Raw genomic sequence first — 14,391 nt, 5'->3', positions numbered from 1 at the left:
TTCACTTGTAGTAGTTCCGCGGCCAGTTGTGTTCGGCCAACTTCGCCCGCAGTTCCTCCGGAAAGGGCTTGCCGTCGGAGTAGGTGACGTTGCGCGCGACGTTGCTGCGGGTGCTCATTCCGGCGATGACGGTGGAGACTTCGGGGGCGCTCAGCGCGTAGCGCATTGCCGCCTCGGCGAGGGTGGGGAAATACGGCGCACACAGTTCCTTGAGTGCCTCGACGCGAGCGAGGGTTTCACCGAAGCGTTCGCCGCGGAACATCTCGTGCTGCTGCGATCCTGGTTCCCACGAGTCGTAGGTATCGGCAGTCCACTGGCCGCCGAGCGAACCCGAATCCAGGGCGACGCGGTCGATGAAGGCGGTCCCGGTCCTGCCGCCTGCGGGGAACAGTGCATCCACCGGTCGCTGCTCGAACATGTTGAAGATGACCTGGATGGAGTCGACGAGGCCGAGCGCAGCGATGTCCACACCCTCCTCGGGGCGGTAGTCGCGAATGGAGACACCGATCTTGTCGATCTTCCCCTCGATGCGCAGCGCGTTGAGGGTTTCGAGCCAGTCGAGGTTGCGGGTGCCATCGGCGATCCAGCCGTGCAGCTGGAGCAGGTCGAGACGCTCGACGCCCAGGCGGCTCAACGCCAGTTCGACACCGCTGCGTAGGTGCCACTCGGGGTACCGTCCGGACATCAGCGGGTTGTCCTCGTCCGCACTCGGCCAGACGACGGGCTGGATCTTGGTGGCGACATAGATCCGCTCACCGGTCCAGCGGCGCAGGGACTGCCCGACGACCGTCTCGCTGTGGCCAGCTCCGTAGAGTTCTGCCGTATCGACGAAGTTGATGCCCTGCTCGTAGGCGTGCACAAGGGTGCCGATCGATTCCTCGTCGTCGACTGTGCCCCACGCTCCTCCGAGCTGCCATGCGCCGAAGGAGATTTCGCTGATGTCCCAGCCGGTGCGGCCGAAGCTGCGGTACTGCATTGGTGAACCTCGTTGTTTCGCGTGAAGGGATCGTGGACGGGGTCAGGATGCGACGAAGACGGTGCGCAACCATGCGAGTGCATCGTCGTTGGGCAGCGAGCCGTCGCTCGCGTCGTGGCGACCGTATTCACCGACTCGCTCGGCACCGAGGGCGCGCAGTTTCTCGTCGATGATCTCGCTGCCGTGGCTGTAGGTCTCGTAGCTGCTGTCGCCGAGGCCGAACACCGAGAAGCGAATCCCGGTCAGGTCGGGCTCGTCGGCTTCGAGTGCCTCGAAGAACGGGGCTGCGCCACTGGGCAATTCACCGTCACCGTGCGTCGAGCAGACCACGATGTAGCTGTTCTCGGTGGTGAACTCGGAGATGTCGAAGTCCGTCATGTCGATGGCTTCGGCGTGGTGATCGCCGTCGAGCTCGTCGACCATATCCTCGGCGACCATCTCTGCGTTGCCGGATTCGGTGCCGAAAAGAATGACAGTTCTGCTCATGGTGTACTCCTCGATCAGATGGCGGCGGAATGGGTGTCGATGTTCAGTGCGCTGTAGCCCGGTTTGGGCATGGCCGCATCGCGAACGAGATGATCGGCGATGATGGTGTCGGCGACCATGCGTGCGTCGGTGCGGTTTTCGGGGATGGTGCCGCGCGGTCCACGGCGGAGCCAACCGACGCAGTAGAGACTGTCGCCGAGGATGCCGCGCTCGAGATCGACGTGCTCGGCGGAGGTGTGATCGGCGCGCAATAGAGGCGCGCTCTCGTTCTCCGCGAATCCTATTGCAGTGCACACCGAATCGGCATCGAGGCGCATAGTCCGACCGGTCGAGTTCAGCGCCTGCAGCGTGATGGACGACACGGTTCCCGCGCCGTCCAGTTCCACGGGCTCGAAACCGAAATGAAAGCGCGCCACGCGCTGCGCCGACGGCTCGGAACCGTCGATCAGCATTTGGACCGCGTCGTGTCGGGACGCATCCTCGTCCTCGGCGGGGGCGACGAGGTCGGCTTCGAATCGGACGTTCGGCAGCTTGGCCAGTTCCTTGATCATCGCGAGGTCGAACTTCGCCTGCGAGGGCATCGACCGGCCGACGATGTCGATCTCACTCACCGGACCGGCGGAGATCGCATCGACCACGTCCTGCGCGATCCCGAGCTCACGTAGCTGTTCAGGCGCGGTCAGAAACAGGCGCAGAAGGTCGATGGCGACGTTGCCGTGGCCGACAATGACGACGCGTCGACCCAGCTCGAGTCCGTCGACGGTCTCGTCCGGGTGGCCGTTGATCAGTCTTGTCAAATGGCCAGCACCGTAGACGCCGTGGAGGTCGGTCGTCACCGACAGTGCGCGGTCGGCGTGCAGGCCGGTGGCGAGGACGACGATGTCGAACGCGGTTCGTATCTTGTCGAGCGTCATGTGTCCTGCGCCCTCGACGGATCCGACGACGGTGGATCCGACGAAGGTGACGTTGTCTCGGGCGAAGAGCCGGTCAAACTGTTTCGAAACCGCTCTGGTGCCCGGATGATCCGGTGCAACGCCGTAGCGGACGAGGCCGTACGGGGTGTCGAGACGGTCGAAGATGACGATCTCGGACTCGCGCCACTGTTTGCGTAAAAACTGTGCGAGGTAGCACCCGGACGGCCCACTGCCGATGATCGCCACCGACGGCTGCGAGTCGGTGCTGTGAGTGGTGTCCATGAAGGCTGCCCCTGACGATGATCGATTCCGAAGGTGTGACGAGGACGATAACACCGCAACGAATGAAGAAAAACGGCATTCGGCGAATTTATGTCTATTGATTTCGAGAATTCGAGAATGCTGTATTCCACCGAATACAGATAGCTGTCGATGTTGTATCGAACGTGATACCAAGTTGTATCTACTCGAATACAAATCACCGCCGAGCGTCGCCTATCCGACCTCCATCAACCACCGTATTTTCGGTCCGTAAAGTAGGTTCGGTCGCGTACTCGCTGGTCTCGACGGGTAAGCACTGGTGATCGGAGCTGCGGAAACCCGGAATAGGATATGTAATCAATACAAATCCTGGGTGGCGGTGGAGTGAAATAAACTCAACTCAATATTGCTGAAGATAGTGACGCGGACCACGTCCATGCCCTACTATTCGAGATCGAACAACTCGCGCCATGACCGACTCTTTCGGTCGAGCGAATTACGCAAAGGAGCGTAGGAGACGTGTCTCATGGATCTCTCACAACCAATTCGGTGAAACTGGATTTGCCGCCTCTCGGCGACGGCGCTTACAACAAGCGAATCGGTCTCGTGGCCGTCGTCGCCACTTTCGGTGGCCTGCTCTTCGGTTACGACACCGGCGTGCTCAACGGAGCACTGTCGTTCATGGTCGAACCGGGCGGGCTCTCGGCGACCGGCCTGTCCTCGGTCCAGGAGGGGCTGATCACCTTCACCCTCCTCATCGGAGCAGCGGCCGGCGCGTTCTTCGGTGGTCGCCTGTCCGATGCGATGGGACGTCGACGCAACATCATCCTGCTCGCTATCCTCTTCTTCGTCGGAGCCGTCGGCTGCGTCATCGCACCCGGTTACGGAACCTTCCTGGTGTTCCGTTTCGTCCTCGGTCTCGCTGTCGGCGGCGCATCGGTGACCGTTCCGGTGTACCTCGCCGAGGTGGCACCGTTCGAGAAACGCGGCAGCATCGTCTCGCGTAACGAGCTGATGATCGTGACCGGGCAGTTCCTCGCCTTCGCGATCAATGCACTGATCGCAAACCTCTTCGGCGGACACGACAACGTCTGGCGCTACATGCTCGCCGTGGCAGTCGTGCCTGCGGTGTTCTTGTTCTTCGGAATGCTGCGTATGCCAGAGAGCCCACGCTGGCTCATCGCGAACGGCCGCGACGACGAGGCGTTGGCGGTCCTGATGACCGTGCGCTCGAAGGAACGTGCGATCGCGGAGATGGCGGAGGTCCGTCAGCTCGCAGAGATCGAAAAGGTCGAGAAGGCAGGAACCTACTCCGAGATCTTCCGCACCCCGTGGATCCGGCACCTGCTCTTCGTCGGTATCGGTTTGGCCATGTACCAGCAGCTCACCGGAATCAACTCGATGATGTACTACGGCACCCAGGTGCTCGACGAAGCCGGATTCGGCTCCAGCGCAATCACGTTCAATGTCTTCACCGGTGTCATCGCAGTCGGCGCGATGTTGCTCGCCCTGACCTTCATCAACAAGTTCAACCGTCGCACGCTGCTGATCTTCGGTTTCGCCGGAACCACCATCGGACACATTTTCGTCGGCACCATCGGACTTGCGCTTCCCGAGGGGAACGCGCTGCGTCCGTGGCTGCTGCTCATCGGAATCCTCGCCTTCGTCGCCATCGTCCAGGGCACCATCGGGCCGGTCGTCTGGCTCATGATCGCCGAGATCTTCCCGCTCAAGTGGCGGGGACGCATGATCGGCCTGGCGGTGCTCGCACTCTGGGGCATCAACGCGATCATCTCGCTGGCGTTCCCGATCATGGTCGAGGCACTGCACTTCGGAACGTTCCTGCTGTTCGCCGTGGTCTGCTTCCTCGGCACGCTGTTCATGATCACTTCCGCTCCGGAGACCCGTGGCCGCACCCTCGAAGAACTCGAGGAGCAGTTCAAGGAGAAGTACCGCTCGCTGTAGGTCTCGAACGCCTCTGCGGTGGACGTGTCGATACCCGACGCGTCCACCGCGGACGCAACGAACTGTCCAGGCGCGCATGCGCGCCGCACACGCCCGAAGTGAGGTTCGAAGTACATGTCATCCACCGCTGGTACGCAGGCACCGCTCGCCCACGGCTGCCCGGTCGCGCATCATCCGATCCCCACCGCCCCGGTTCCCGAGGTGGACAGCGCAGCGAAACTCCCCGCGCCGGCGGACCTGACCGTGTACTACGACCCGCTGTCCTACTCGTCGTACGACCATCCCTACGACACGTACAAGCGCCTCCGTGACGCGGCACCGGTCTACTACAACCCCGACCGCGACATCTACGTCGTCTCTCGGTACGACGACGTGCGCGCCGGACTGGCCAATCATCAGCAGCTCGTCAACGGTCTCGGCAACGACGTCGACGGCACTCACGACTCCTACGGCGAGGGAATTCTGGTCGCTCAGGATCCGCCGCGGCACACCGCGCTCCGACAGGCCGTCCGCCGGACGTTCGCCGCTCGCGAGATCCTGGCGCGCGAGGAGGGGACCCGCGAATTCGCGCGAAAGTTGTTGGCGGACATGCATGCCACCGGTAGCGGCGACTTCGCGAGTGACTTCGCACTGCCGATGTCCATCGGTATGGGCATCTCGTTGCTCGGCTCGCCGAGTGAGGACAACGCCGTCATCGTCGAGCACCTCTGGCGCGCGATGGAACGCACCGTCGGAAAGTTCGGTGTTCCGGCCGATGCTGCCGCGGCGAACCAGGAGACCGAGATTCTGCTCGCCGAGCGGTTCGCTGCTCGACGCGCCGAGATCGAGGACGGGGCCGACACCTCCGGCTCGGATGCGTACACGCAGATCCTGCTCGCGCAACGCAAGGGCAAAGTATTCGAGGCCGAGATGGACGGCTTGGCACACCTGGTGTTGTCCGCGGCCAGCGACGCTCCGGCTGCACTGCTCACCAACATCGTCTACGTATTCGACAAGTTCCCCCGCCTGCAGGGCTACCTGCGGGAGAACCCGGACATGATCAAGCAGTTCGTGGAGGAGACGCTTCGGTACGAAACTCCGGGCCAGAACCTGTCGCGTCAGACCACGGCGGACATCGTCATCGCGGGAGTGACCATTCCGGCGGACTCGCGGGTGATGTTCCTGCAGGGATCGGCGAACCGCGACGAACGCGTCTACGCGGACCCGGACACCTTCGACATCAACCGGGAGTTCAACCCGAAGAACCGCAGCATGTCCTTCGGCGAGGGCATCCACGCATGCATGGGCGCTCCGTTCGCGAGACTCGCCGCCAAGATCACCGTCGAGGAGCTGTTGGCGGGTCCGGACGTGCGAATCGTCGGCAGGCCCGAGCGGTGGGTCAAGCAGATGGTTCGCGGGTTCTCGCGTCTGCCGGTCGAGTTCTCCGAGCCCGGATCTGCCGTCGCCCGTGCCACCTATTCTCTGAACCCATGATCGACACTCGGCCGCTACGAGCGGGCCGAGTTGCTCATGGGTCACAATGAACGGGTGGCCGCGTTCGTCGTAGAGCATGATTCACCCCTGACCGCGTGGGGGCAGATCCGTCGTGATCTGCGTCGCCGCGTCGACGAGGGTGAGTTCGTCTCCGGTGCACGTATCCCCACCGAGGCAGCATTGATGGAGCAGTACGGCGTCAGTAGGGTCACCATCCGCCGCACCATCGCCGCCATGGTCGAGGACGGTTACGTCGAGAGCCGCCGTGGATCCGGAACGTACGTCACCGGGCGGGCACTGACCGGCCGCTACGACCTGGATCTGTACAAGCCGTGGCGCGAACAGCTCATCGCCCAGGGACACGACGCGCGATCGCGAATGGACTACCCGACAGCTGTTCCGGTCCCGCCGGAGTTGGAACGTTCGTTCAGGGAGCACGCGTCGTCGAGACCGCTCGTCTTCGCTCGCGAATTGCATCTGGTCGACGACATCCCGCTCGCGATCACCGAGTCGTGGTCACCGGTGGATGCCGCGAAAGCGGCAGCGTTGTACTCGGACCAGGAAGTCGCGGCCGAATGCTTCGCCGAGATCGGTTTCGCGACCACTGTGCAGGCCGAACTGCTTCGGTCCTATCTCGATATCCCGCTCATCGTCGTGCACGCTCGCTCGCGCTTGGCGGCGACGGGTGAACTCGTGGAACTCTCGCGGACATCGTGGCTCGGGAGCCGGGTGAGGTTGTCCTACGGTCGCACTCTGTTGCTCTCCGATATCGACAGCATGCAGTTGCTGCTCGGTCGCACCGGAGCCGATCGATTCGGTGCCGATACGGACGACTTTCCCTGAGAACCGAGCCTCCGCGGTGAGCCTCGGTCGATCGATACCCGCGAATCTGATCCTGACAGCACCGCCTCTATTCGCCGAGGCCGACCCACCGTCCCGAGGCCACTGATTCCGACATGGCATCGAGTACCCCGGCACTGCGGACGGCGTCTCGTAGTGTTGCGCCGCAGGGCTTTCCATCCCCGATGGACTTGAAGAAGCGCATTGCCTCGATGACTTTGAGGTCGTCGTAACCCATGGAGGACGCCGAACCGGGTTGGAATGCGCCGTATTCCCCGTGCGAAGGTCCGACGTAGACAGTGGATGCAGGTTGATCCTGGTATCGGTCACCCGTGCTGACGGAGAGTTCGCCCAGCCGGCGGAAGTCCCACGACACAGCACCTTTCGTGCCGTGAATCTCGAATCCGTAAGCGTTCTGATCGCCGACGGCCACGCGACTGGCCTCGAGTACGACGCGAGCTCCGCTGTGCAGGCGGAGTTGGCTGCTGACGAAGTCCTCGTTCTCGACGGCCCCGGGTTCACCTCCGACGGCGAGGGCGTGCCCGGTGGCGGACCCGCTCGGCTTCGTTCGCTGGGGGACGAAGATGGCAGTGTCTGCCACCAGGGACTCGATTTCGCCCAGCAGGTAGTAGACCAGATCGGCTCCGTGTGAGGCGAGATCGCCGAGTACGCCGTTACCGCCGCGGGCCCGCTCGAAGCGCCAGCTCAGCGCTCCGTCAGGATGTGCCGCGTAGTCGCTGAAGAATCGGAATCTGGCATGGGTGATCGTCCCGAGTTCGCCGGACTCGACGAGGGCCTTGGCTTCTTCGACCGCCGGGGCATTGCGGTAATTGAATCCGACGGCCGTCTGCACGCCCGCCTTCTCCGCCGCGAGTGCGACAGCGCGCGCATCGTCGGCGGTCAGGCCGACCGGCTTCTCGATCCAGATGTGCTTTCCCGCTTCGACCATCGCGGTGCCGATGGAACGATGCAGGAAGTTGGGCGCGGTGATCGAGACGGCCTCGATCGTCGGGTCGGATTCGATCTCGTGCCAATCGGTGGTCGCCGCCGCGAAGCCGAACTGATCGGCAGCGTCGTCCGCTCGGCCTTCGAGCTCGTCCGCGACCATCGCCAACTCCGGGCGCAGGCCCAGGTCTGGATAGTGTTGCGTCAGGCGCGAATACGCCTGGGTGTGCACCCGTCCCATCCACCCGAAACCCGCTACTCCGACACGAACAGACCGAGTCGATCGCACAACGAAACTCCTTTTCGAAAGATGTGCGGGCCGGTCCTGTCGGACCGGCCCGATACAGCATGTGAGTAACGGACCCGACTTACCGCCGAAGTTCGTGGGTGAGGGTGTCGAGTTCGTCGCCGCCCGCCATTTCCTTCGTGAGGTCGTCGAGGGAGATGTCCTCGTAGCTGCAGTCGAGCTTCTGACGTCCACGGTTGAGGAGGACGAAGTGATCGCCGACCATGTATGCGTGGTGGGGATTGTGGGTGATGAAGACGACGCCGAAGCCCTGTTCCTTGGCTGCGGAGATGTAGCGCAACACCATTCCCGACTGCTTGACGCCGAGGGCTGCGGTCGGCTCGTCGAGGATCAGAACACGCGCACCGAAGAAGATGGCGCGGGCGATGGCAACACACTGACGCTGACCACCCGAGAGGGAGCCGATGGGTGCGTCGACGTCGGGTAGATCGATGCCCATCTTGTGCAATTCCTCGATGGTCGTCGCGCGCATGGCATTGGTGTCGAGTGACTTGAACACGGTGCCTTTGCGGAGCTCCTGACCGAGAAAGAAGTTGCGCCACACCGGCATGAGCGCGACAACGGCAAGGTCCTGGTAGACCGTCGCGATGCCTTGGTTCAGCGCGTCCTTGGGGGAGTCGAACGTGGTCGGTTTGCCGTCGACGAGCAGTTCTCCCTCGCTCTGTTGATGCAGTCCGGCCATGATCTTGATCAAGGTGGACTTGCCGGCTCCGTTGTCGCCGAGGACTCCGGTGACTTCACCGGCACCCACACGTAGGTTGATGCCCTGCAGAGCGATGATGTTGCCGTAGCTCTTGCCCACGTTCTTCAGTTCGATGAGGGGCGTTTTGCCCCCGCCCGCGGGTTCGGATTCGATGGGTGTGTCGGCGTGAATGGTCATGATCTACCTTTTCGCAGCGTAGGTACGGAACGAGTTGTTGGCGATGACGGCGAACAGCAACATCGCGCCGAGGAAGAACTTGAACCAGTCGGGGTTCCAGCCGGCGTAGACGATGCCCTGGTTCGCCATTCCGAAGATGAACGCACCGATAAATGCGCCGATGGCAGTTCCGAACCCGCCGGTGAGCAGGCACCCGCCGATAACGGCGGCGATGATGTAGAGGAACTCGTTGCCGACGCCTTGGCCGGACTGGACCGTGTTGAACGCGAACAGCAGGTGCATGCCGACGAACCACGCGCAGAACCCGACGAACATGAACAAACCGATCTTGACCTTGGTGACCGGGACGCCGATGGCGCGGGCCGAGTCTTGATTACCGCCGACGGCGAAGATCCAGTTGCCGATGCGCGTCTTCATCAACACCCACGTCGCGGCGAGAGTGAACACGATCCACCACACGACGGTGATACGGATGGACACTCCGAACAGCGAGAACGAAGACGAGAACACCGCTTTGGCGGAATCGAATCCGTCCATGTCCGAAATCGACTGTGTTGCTACCTGCCCGGTCACCAACTTTGTGACGGCGAGGTTGATCCCGGTGAGCATCAAGAAGCTTGCGAGTGTGATCAGGAACGACGGAATTTTGGTCTTCATCACCAGGTACCCGTTGAGGAACCCCACCGCCAATGCGAGCACCAACGCCAACGCAGATCCGATCCACACGTTCAAGTGCAGATTGTAGGCAATCATCGACGCCATGATGGACGAGAAGGTGACCGCGACTCCGGTCGACAGATCGAACTCGCCGCCGATCATCAGCAACGAGACCCCGATGGCCATTATGCCGATCGTCGACGACGCGTAGAGGACGGTGGCGAGCGCTTCGGGGGAGCGGAACGGTGGTGCGACGATGCAGAAGAACACGAAGATGATGATCGCTCCGAAGAGAGCTCCGATCTCCGGGCGAATCAACAAACGCTGCAACGGCTTCTGCTTCTTCACCCGCTCATCGACGATGACAGTGTGTTTGGACAGATCCAGGTCGGCCTGCGTGGACATGGTATTCCTTCCATGCTGGTGCGACGCTCACCGGCAGCGACGATCGGGTGCCGGTGAGCGTCGAGTTCAGCGAGTACCGTTTGCGGCGTACTCGGCGATGGCGTCGATATTGGTCGAGTCGATGAACGCGGGCCCGGTCAGAACCGGGGTGCCGCCGCCGATGGTGTTGCCGTTGTTGAGGTAGAGCCACAGCGAGTCGATGGCCAGGTAACCCTGCAGGTACGGCTGCTGATCGATCGCCCACGCCACGTCGCCGGACTTGATCGCATCGACCAACGCGGCATTGGTGTCGAACGTGGCGACGGTGGCGTTGCTTCCGGCGTTGGCCTTGGACTGCACGGCCGTCAACGCGATCGGGGCTCCGAGTGCGACGATGTGGTCGATGGAGGGATCCTGCTGCAATTTGGCTGTGATGGTGGCCTCTACCGAGGGCATGTCCTTGCTGTTGACGTTGAGAATTTCGGTGCTACCACCGGTGAAGCCAGATGTGACTCCGGCGCAGCGGGATTCGAGAGCAACCTGGCCCTGCTCCTGGATGATGCAGAGGGTCTTCTTCGCGCCGTCCGCGGTCAGGCGGGCACCTGCGGCCTGACCGGCGATGGTCTCGTCCTGGCCGAAGTACTGGCCGACTCCCATGTCCTTCCAGGAGTCGTATCCGGAGTTGAACGCAACCACCGGAATTCCTGCCGCTTCCGCGGCCTCGACCGAAGGGGCCATGGCGTCGGGCTTGGCCAGCGTCACCGCGATGCCGTCGACTTTCGAGTCGATCGCGCTCTGGACGAGGTTGGCCTGGTTCGGTGCCTCGGGATCTGCGGAGTAGCGCAGTTCGATGTTGTCTTTCGCTGCCGCTGCCTCGGCACCCTTGCGAATCAGATCCCAGAACGTGTCACCGGGTACCTCGTGGGTGATCATCGCGATTGTTGCTTTCGGGGTATCGGCCGTTCCTGCGTTGCTTCCGGAGTCGGACTCCTCGGGCGCGCCGCCCGAGGACGAACACGCGGCGACCGATGCCGCCAGCGCGACCCCCATCGCCATTGCGATGGTTTTGCGCCCCAGGTTCTTTGGGGACCTGTCCGCTACCGAACCCAAACGAGACGTCATTTTTCAAACATCCTCTCGATGACCAGACGACCCGCTGATGTCGGGCCGGGCGTACTGCCTACGAAGATGTAATACCGGTCACACCCGAAAGTCAATTGTTTGTCCAGACATTAGGACTGCAAAGCCCCTCGGCGAGCGGGACTCAGAGAGGGAAATCGATCCCCAGCAGGCGTCGCAACTCGTCGAGGGTCTCGAGGGTGGAGATGGTGTCGCTCATTGTGTGGCAGGGACTTTCGAGCTCTCCGCTGGCGATCCGTCGGGCCGCCTCCGCAGCTTCGTACGCAAGTCCGGCGGGGTAACCGCTGACGTCGTCGACGAACCGAGCGGATCGTCCGTCCCGTAAGGACACGGTGAAATCTCCCGGCCGGTAGAAGACGCCCGCCGTTCGAAGCATGCCCGCCGTGCCACACACGGCACCGAGGTTCGGCGTGTCGGCCAGGATGGTGGTGTTGAGAACGGCGTGAGCACCTGTCGGTGAGGTCAGGGTCGCCGAGATCTGACCGTTCAGCTCCGAGTTCGCCTGCTGTCCCACCGCCGTGACACCGGCAGGCCGGCCCAGCGCTTTCTGGGCGAAGTAGACGACGTAGGTCCCCAGATCCAGGAGGGGCCCACCGGCGAGTGCGGGGTCGTAGATCCGATGGTCGGTGTCGAAGTGCTCGCCGTGGTCGGCCAGGACGGTACTGATCTCACCGAGCATTCCCTGCGCCAAGATCTGGTCGATGACGTCGAACATCGGCAGGAATGCAGACCACATGGCCTCCATTGCGAACAATCCCGTGGATCGGGCGAGCTCGGCGATAGCACGAGCCTGGTGGGCGTCGAGGGCGAGGGGCTTCTCCACTACGACGTGTTTACCTGCCTCGAGTGCGAGCGCTGCGTGCTCGAAATGGAGGGTGTGCGGGGTGGCGATGTACACGACGTCGACATCGGAACGTGCGACGAGGTCGTCGTAGTTGCCGTGGACGGTCGGGATTCCCCAGTCCGCCGCGAAGGCCGATCCTCGCAGCGCGTTTCTCGAGGCGACGGCCGTGATCTTCTGAGAAGTGTGGTGGCGCAGTGCCTCTGCGAATCGCGCGGCGATCCATCCCGGACCCAGGATGCCCCATCGAAGTGCAGGGGCATTCATGGGCGGTGCGATGCGTGAGGGTGGAAGTACTAGTTCGCTGGTCGACGTCATGCCACGCACCCTAGTATCACGTGCTGTACATATGTCCGGACATTCGATGTTTTTCATCGAGATCGTTAGTGAGGCCCCATGAGCGTGCGCGTAGGAGTCATCGGAGCCGGAGTGATGGGGGCCGACCACATCAGGAATCTGCATTCGGTGGTGTCGGGTGCGACTGTCACGGCCGTGGCCGACGTCGACGCCACCCGCGCCTTTGGTCTGGCTGCTGAGGTCGGTGCGGATGGCGTCACCGACCCGTACGGTTTGATTTCGCGGACGGACGTCGACGCCGTTGTCGTCGCCTCCCACGACTCCACCCACGCCGATCTGGTGCTCGCCTGTATCGAGGCCCGCAAGCCGGTCCTGTGTGAGAAGCCGCTCGCAGCGACCGTCGAGGAATGCTCAACGGTGGTTCGAGCCCACGAGGCTGCGATCTCGGGCGAAATTCCCTTGCTCACTGTGGGTTTCATGCGCCGATTCGACCCGGGATACGTCGAGTTGAAGCACACTGTGTCCTCGGGCGCAGTGGGAGATCCGTTGATCGTGCACTGCTCGAGTCGCACGGTCACCTCCGGGCCGGGCGGCGATTCGGAGGCAAGTATCACCGGTTCTGCGATACACGAACTCGATACGGTGCCGTGGATGCTCGACTCCCCGGTGGTCGAGGTCAGCTGGCATGTCACTCGTGCGAGCAAGCGGATAGAGCATCGCCGCGATCCGCAGTTCATGCTGTTGCGAACCGAGAACGGTGTTCTGGCGACCGTGGAATTGTTCCTCAATGCCGGCTACGGGTACGACATCCGCTGTGAGGTGGTCGGCGAACACGGCGCGAGTCGTCTGGCGGAGCCGGTTCGGACGCTGACCGATCATGCTCTGCAGCACAGCTATTCGTACTCGAAGGACTGGGTCCCTCGCTTTGCCGACGCGTATCGACTACAGCTGGGCGAGTGGATCGATTCGATCACCGAAGGGCGCACATCCACCCTGGCATCGGCGCGTGAAGGGCTGCAGGCGAGCGTGGTGGCACAGGCGTTGATCACCTCGATGCACAATGGCGGTGGAACCGTCGCGGTCGAGAGTCCTCTCTGACGACGCGGTTACCGATGTCCGGTGTGGATCGGTCCTTCAGCGATCGACCAGGGTGGTGTCGAAGTAGTACCGGGACGCCCGGTACACGTGCGCTCCGAACTCGACGACGCTCCCCGAATCGTCGAAAGCGGTGCGGTGCATGGTCAGTAGCGGTGCCTTGTACTTTTCGTCGAGCAGGGTTGCCTCCTCGCGGTCGGCCGCTCGGGCGCCGATGCGCTGGCGGGCGAGCCTGATGTGTACCCCCCGCGTACGCAACGAGGAGTACAGGCCCTGGGTCTCGAGCTCGTCCGGCTCCGGGGCGAGTTCGCTCGGCAGATAATTGACCATGACCGCGAGCGGCTCACCGTTGGTGCTTCGGAGCCTGCGAATGGTGACGACGTCCGTCGTGTCGGAAATGTTCAGTTCCTGTGCGACGTCGGGTGTCGGCGGACCGGCCTGGTAGTCGAGGAGTCGGGTCGTCGGATTCTGCCCAGCGCGGGCGAGGTCGTCGAACAGGCTGGTGAGCTCGACCGGTCGGTGAACCGGACTCTGAACCACCTGTGTGCCGACGCCCCGCTTACGTACCAGCAGCCCTTTGTCGACGAGTTCTTGTATCGCGCGGCGGGTGGTGGGACGAGACAGGCTCAGTCGTTTGGCAAGTGCCAGTTCGTTCTCGAAGCGTTCTCCCGGCGCGAGGACGCCCTGCAGGATGGCGGACTCGATTGCCTGGGCCAGTTGAAAGTACAGCGGCACCGGACTCGACCGGTTGAGCTCGACGGGAAGTTGGGCCGCCTCGGTTCCAGCCGCCGCTGTGTTCGACGTGGTCACTGGTCTCTCCCGTCTGTCGGTGGGCGCTGTGGGGCACCGGCTTGTACGAAGTGTAGGGGATGGATAACATCACTTGACCGGAAGTAAGAATGTCAGGACAAAGTATTGACATTTGCGTGT

13 protein-coding genes are annotated in these 14,391 nt (G+C 62.8%); 4 read left to right on the top strand and 9 right to left on the bottom strand.

Annotation, left to right across the window (positions count from 1 at the left end):
- Position 1: 1 nt before the first annotated feature.
- The 3 genes from AB0362_RS03965 to AB0362_RS03955 are packed head-to-tail and all read right to left on the bottom strand — an operon-like array spanning position 2 to position 2,658.
- Positions 2 to 976, bottom strand: a complete 975-nt coding sequence (locus AB0362_RS03965; protein WP_366234853.1) for an aldo/keto reductase — start codon at positions 974 to 976, stop codon at positions 2 to 4.
- Positions 977 to 1,018: 42 nt separating this feature from the next.
- Positions 1,019 to 1,462, bottom strand: a complete 444-nt coding sequence (locus AB0362_RS03960; RefSeq protein WP_366234852.1) for a flavodoxin domain-containing protein — start codon at positions 1,460 to 1,462, stop codon at positions 1,019 to 1,021.
- A gap of 14 nt (positions 1,463 to 1,476) precedes the next feature.
- Positions 1,477 to 2,658 carry an FAD-dependent oxidoreductase gene (locus AB0362_RS03955; RefSeq protein WP_366234851.1) on the bottom strand — a complete coding sequence of 394 codons (1,182 nt, stop codon included), beginning with the start codon at positions 2,656 to 2,658 and terminating at the stop codon, positions 1,477 to 1,479.
- Between the two features lie 498 nt (positions 2,659 to 3,156).
- Here AB0362_RS03955 and AB0362_RS03950 point away from each other — a divergent pair, with 498 nt between their 5' ends.
- The 3 genes from AB0362_RS03950 (at position 3,157) to AB0362_RS03940 (ending at position 6,918) form a co-directional block, all read left to right on the top strand.
- Positions 3,157 to 4,602, top strand: coding sequence for a sugar porter family MFS transporter (locus AB0362_RS03950; RefSeq protein ID WP_366234850.1), 1,446 nt, complete (start codon positions 3,157 to 3,159; stop codon positions 4,600 to 4,602).
- 114 nt (positions 4,603 to 4,716) lie between these two features.
- A complete protein-coding gene (locus AB0362_RS03945) occupies positions 4,717 to 6,075 on the top strand; it encodes a cytochrome P450 (protein WP_366234849.1) in 1,359 nt (452 codons plus the stop codon).
- Between the two features lie 54 nt (positions 6,076 to 6,129).
- Positions 6,130 to 6,918, top strand: coding sequence for a GntR family transcriptional regulator (locus tag AB0362_RS03940; RefSeq protein WP_366234848.1), 789 nt, complete (start codon positions 6,130 to 6,132; stop codon positions 6,916 to 6,918).
- Between the two features lie 67 nt (positions 6,919 to 6,985).
- Here the strand turns inward: AB0362_RS03940 and AB0362_RS03935 are convergent, their stop codons facing one another.
- From AB0362_RS03935 to AB0362_RS03915, 5 genes are all read right to left on the bottom strand, one after another.
- Entirely contained in the window at positions 6,986 to 8,149 is a 1,164-nt protein-coding gene (locus tag AB0362_RS03935) for a Gfo/Idh/MocA family oxidoreductase (protein ID WP_366234847.1), read from the bottom strand.
- A gap of 79 nt (positions 8,150 to 8,228) precedes the next feature.
- Complete coding sequence (locus AB0362_RS03930; RefSeq protein ID WP_366234846.1) at positions 8,229 to 9,047, bottom strand: ATP-binding cassette domain-containing protein; 819 nt, start codon at positions 9,045 to 9,047, stop codon at positions 8,229 to 8,231.
- Between the two features lie 3 nt (positions 9,048 to 9,050).
- Complete coding sequence (locus AB0362_RS03925) at positions 9,051 to 10,109, bottom strand: ABC transporter permease (protein WP_366234845.1); 1,059 nt, start codon at positions 10,107 to 10,109, stop codon at positions 9,051 to 9,053.
- A 66-nt stretch (positions 10,110 to 10,175) separates the two neighbouring features.
- Positions 10,176 to 11,144: a substrate-binding domain-containing protein gene (locus tag AB0362_RS03920; RefSeq protein ID WP_366234983.1), complete on the bottom strand. Its 969-nt coding sequence runs from the start codon at positions 11,142 to 11,144 to the stop codon at positions 10,176 to 10,178.
- Positions 11,145 to 11,352: 208 nt separating this feature from the next.
- Positions 11,353 to 12,387: a Gfo/Idh/MocA family oxidoreductase gene (locus tag AB0362_RS03915; RefSeq protein WP_366234844.1), complete on the bottom strand. Its 1,035-nt coding sequence runs from the start codon at positions 12,385 to 12,387 to the stop codon at positions 11,353 to 11,355.
- A 78-nt stretch (positions 12,388 to 12,465) separates the two neighbouring features.
- On the opposite strand from AB0362_RS03915, the gene AB0362_RS03910 reads away from it, so the two are divergent.
- Entirely contained in the window at positions 12,466 to 13,464 is a 999-nt protein-coding gene (locus tag AB0362_RS03910; protein WP_366234843.1) for a Gfo/Idh/MocA family oxidoreductase, read from the top strand.
- Positions 13,465 to 13,500: 36 nt separating this feature from the next.
- Here the strand turns inward: AB0362_RS03910 and AB0362_RS03905 are convergent, their stop codons facing one another.
- A complete protein-coding gene (locus AB0362_RS03905) occupies positions 13,501 to 14,271 on the bottom strand; it encodes a GntR family transcriptional regulator (protein WP_366234842.1) in 771 nt (256 codons plus the stop codon).
- Positions 14,272 to 14,391 lie beyond the last annotated feature (120 nt).

Source organism: Rhodococcus sp. NPDC079359 (assembly GCF_040702585.1).
In the GTDB taxonomy this organism is placed as follows: Bacteria; Actinomycetota; Actinomycetes; order Mycobacteriales; family Mycobacteriaceae; genus Rhodococcoides.
Note: the sequence above shows the minus strand (reverse complement) of the source record. Positions and strands in the feature narration are given on the sequence as shown.

Excerpts from the sequence above, each read along its gene's own strand:
- AB0362_RS03965 (WP_366234853.1), bottom strand. The coding sequence starts at position 976 with ATGCAGTACCGCAGCTTCGGCCGCACCGGCTGGGACATCAGCGAAATC.
- AB0362_RS03960 (WP_366234852.1), bottom strand. The coding sequence starts at position 1,462 with ATGAGCAGAACTGTCATTCTTTTCGGCACCGAATCCGGCAACGCAGAG.
- AB0362_RS03955 (WP_366234851.1), bottom strand. The coding sequence starts at position 2,658 with ATGGACACCACTCACAGCACCGACTCGCAGCCGTCGGTGGCGATCATC.
- AB0362_RS03945 (WP_366234849.1), top strand. The coding sequence starts at position 4,717 with ATGTCATCCACCGCTGGTACGCAGGCACCGCTCGCCCACGGCTGCCCG.
- AB0362_RS03930 (WP_366234846.1), bottom strand. The coding sequence starts at position 9,047 with ATGACCATTCACGCCGACACACCCATCGAATCCGAACCCGCGGGCGGG.
- AB0362_RS03925 (WP_366234845.1), bottom strand. The coding sequence starts at position 10,109 with ATGTCCACGCAGGCCGACCTGGATCTGTCCAAACACACTGTCATCGTC.
- AB0362_RS03920 (WP_366234983.1), bottom strand. The coding sequence starts at position 11,144 with ATGGCGATGGGGGTCGCGCTGGCGGCATCGGTCGCCGCGTGTTCGTCC.
- AB0362_RS03915 (WP_366234844.1), bottom strand. The coding sequence starts at position 12,387 with ATGACGTCGACCAGCGAACTAGTACTTCCACCCTCACGCATCGCACCG.
- AB0362_RS03910 (WP_366234843.1), top strand. The coding sequence starts at position 12,466 with ATGAGCGTGCGCGTAGGAGTCATCGGAGCCGGAGTGATGGGGGCCGAC.